At 39.8% G+C, this 3,279-nt stretch carries 2 protein-coding genes and 1 pseudogene; all 3 read left to right on the top strand.

Translation table 11 applies throughout. The features are described 5' to 3' along the window. Window positions 1-115: 115 nt before the first annotated feature. The 3 genes and pseudogenes from ACFSBH_RS12450 to ACFSBH_RS12440 all read left to right on the top strand — a co-directional run bounded on the left by ACFSBH_RS12450 (window position 116) and on the right by ACFSBH_RS12440 (window position 3,146). Window positions 116-1,173, top strand: a pseudogene (locus ACFSBH_RS12450) (LLM class flavin-dependent oxidoreductase). 12 nt (window positions 1,174-1,185) lie between these two features. Beyond that, window positions 1,186-1,752: an NADPH-dependent FMN reductase gene (locus ACFSBH_RS12445; protein ID WP_251517980.1), complete on the top strand. Its 567-nt coding sequence runs from the start codon at window positions 1,186-1,188 to the stop codon at window positions 1,750-1,752. A gap of 221 nt (window positions 1,753-1,973) precedes the next feature. Further along, entirely contained in the window at window positions 1,974-3,146 is a 1,173-nt protein-coding gene (locus ACFSBH_RS12440) for a hydroxymethylglutaryl-CoA synthase (RefSeq protein WP_251511134.1), read from the top strand. The last annotated feature ends 133 nt before the right edge of the window (window positions 3,147-3,279 follow it).

Here is a 3,279-nt window from a genome sequence, read left to right as displayed (position 1 = left end):
TATCTAGGAATATCCCAGAGCGTCCAAGTCATTTGACATATCAACAGGTTGATTAACAAGGGAAATAATAGGCGGAAACTAAGTGCCTAAACATAATATACGAGGTGGAATATATATGGAATCCTATGGAATACAACCTGAGTTGGGAATGGAGTTTGGAATTTATACGCTGGGTGATCATATTTCTAATCCGCATACAGGAAAGAGGATACCTGCAGGTCAGCGTATCAAAGAGATCATTGAACTTGCAAAGCTGGCGGAACAAGCCGGGATTGATTTTTTCAGTGTGGGGGAAAGTCATCAAGAATATTTCACTACCCAGGCGCATTCAGTAGTTCTGGCGGCAATAGCCCAAGCTACCGAAAAGATTAAGATTGCAAGCTCAAGTACAATCATTAGTACCTCAGACCCGGTCCGGGTGTTTGAAGATTTTGCAACGATCGATTTAATATCTGAAGGACGCACAGAAATCATAGCAGGTAGAGCTTCACGAATTGGCCTGTTTGAGCTGCTGGGTTATGATGTAAGAGATTACGAAGAATTGTTTGAAGAAAAATTTGAATTACTGTTAAAGATTAATGAGGAAGAGAAAGTTACATGGGAGGGGAAGTTCCGTGCAACGTTAAAGGATGCGGAAGTCCTTCCACGACCAACGAAAGGTAAACTGCCGATATGGCGTGCGGTAGGAGGACCACCTGCTAGTGCGATTAAAGCAGGTTATCAAGGGGTACCTATGTTCTTAGCAACTTTAGGTGGTCCTGCGACAAGTTTCAAATATTCGATTGATGCTTATCGTGAGGCTGCTCGGGGACAAGGTCATATTCCGGAACAGCTACCAGTAGCGACTGCAGGATTGTTTTATACTGCAGAAACGACTCAGGAAGCACAACGCGCGTATTATCCCCATATTAATGAAGGGATGAAGTTGACGAACGGACGCGGTTATCCGAAACAGCATTTCGCTCAAGGGGCTGATCCGCGGGATGTAATGAATATCGGAAGCCCTGAATTGATAGTTGAGAAAATGCTTTATCAGCATGAGCTATTCAATCACCAACGTTATATCGCACAGATTGATTTCGGTGGTGTTCCTTTTGAAAATCTAATGAAAAATATCGAGTTGATCGGTGAAAAATATTACCAGAAGTTCGTAAATATACAAAGAAGAAGTGAGGAGAAAGAAGTATGAAGGTCGTATTACTACAAGGGTCGATTGTCGGTTCAAAAACCAGGACAGCATTACAATATGTGCAAACGACTTTTAAAGATAAATATCCAGATATTGAAGTGACCATGCTTGATTTAGCACAGTACGATATTCCATTCAGTGATGGACGGAATTATTTGGAGTATACAGGAGATGCTGGTTATGTTACCCAAACTATTATGGATGCTGATGCTGTAATAATTGGAACGCCTGTATTTCAGGCGTCAATTCCAGCAACATTAAAAAATATTTTTGATCTGCTTCCGGAGCAGGCGCTGTTGAATAAAGTAGTGAGCATTGTTGTCACAGCCGGCTCACCGAAACATTATTTAATTGCTGAGACCCAAATCAAACCAATCATTTCTTATATGAAAGGTCAACTGACTCAATCGTATGTGTTTATTGAGGAAAAAGATTTTCATCGTAAAGAAATTGTTAATGATGATATTTTGTTCCGCATGGATCGGTTAATAGAAGATACAATCACTTTAACAAATGCGTTGGAGGATATCCGAGCAGCAAAAGAAGCTGAATATGGATTTTGATGAATAAAGCCGGTTGAATCGTATGTACGTATTCAATCGGCTTTTTTGATTGAGTTAAGGAAATAGAAAAATTCAAACACACAGGATCTGAAAGTGTAAACGGGACTATATTTGCTTCTAAATGTAATCTATATTAAAATTTAAATATTGTAGGAAAATTTACTTATGTGAGGAAAATCACTTGTTTGATGTGAAATATTAGAGAAAAGAGGCGTCATCAATTGAATATAGGAATAGATAAAATTGGTTTCTTTGCACCACCGTATTATGTGGATATGACTAAATTGGCGGAAGCAAGAGGGGTAGACCCGGACAAGTTTACCATTGGAATTGGACAAGATGAAATGGCGTTAGCTCCTGTCACACAGGATGCAGTAACTTTAGCGGCTAATGCGGCACTACAGATTATTGATGAGGAAGATAAGGAAAAAATCGATCTTGTCTTATTCGGGACAGAGTCAGGGATTGATCATTCTAAATCGGCTGCTGTTTATGTTCATAATTTATTAGGATTGAATCCATACGCTCGTTCCGTTGAATTGAAACAGGCTTGCTATAGTGCAACGGCAGGAATTCAGATGGCTAAAGGACATATCGCATTAAATCCAGACAGCAAAGTGTTGGTGATTGGTGCAGATATTGCTAGATATGGACTTGGAACCCCGGGTGAAGCAACCCAAGGTGCTGGCGCGGTTGCTATGGTAATCAGTAAAGATCCGAAGCTGCTGTTGCTTGAAAACGATAGTACGTATTTCACAAATGATATTATGGATTTCTGGCGCCCGTTATACTCGGAGAACGCTTATGTGGATGGAAAGTTTTCAAACGAACAATATATACTATTTTTCAATAAAGTTTGGGAAAAATATAAAGAGCGAACAGGTCGTACATTAGCTGATTTTGCTGCTCTATGTTTCCACACTCCGTATACAAAAATGGGATGGAAAGCTTTACGTACAATCCTTGAAGAAGGTACGGAAGAAGTACAAGAGAAGTTAAAGGCAAACTATCAAACTAGTATCCGTTATAACCGGAGAGTCGGCAATATTTATACAGGATCGCTATATTTGAGCTTGCTTTCATTATTAGAGGAAAATGATACAATTCAAGCTGGAGAGAAGATTGGTTTATATAGCTACGGTTCGGGAGCTGTTGGTGAATTCTTCACTGGAATCCTGCAACCTGACTATAAAAAGTACTTACATATCAATCGACACGAAGAGCTATTTCGTTCCCGAGAAGAAGTCAGCGTGGAAAAATATGAAGAAATCTTCCAAAACACGCTGCCTAGTGACGGAGCTTCGATTGAATTAGAAAGTGACAATGACCCATCTCCAATCTATTTATCAGGAATCCAAGATCATAAACGAATCTACGTAAACCGTATAAGATAACAACGAGGTTAGGACAATTCTAATATTACTATACTAAAACACAAACAAAACACCGGTTAAGGGAAGATTTATACAGATACAGATATTCTTCTGATGTCCGCAGTCCCGGTCCACCTTCGCTTTCCGCGGGAGG

It is taken from the genome of Oceanobacillus luteolus, assembly GCF_042678205.1.
GTDB lineage: Bacteria > Bacillota > Bacilli > Bacillales > Amphibacillaceae > Oceanobacillus > Oceanobacillus luteolus.
The sequence above is the reverse complement of the archived record's forward strand: the minus strand, read 5'-3'. Positions and strand labels throughout refer to the sequence as shown.

What these genes read in the sequence shown, in the direction of transcription:
- ACFSBH_RS12445 (WP_251517980.1), top strand. Translation starts at nt 1,186, where the DNA reads ATGAAGGTCGTATTACTACAAGGGTCGATTGTCGGTTCAAAAACCAGG.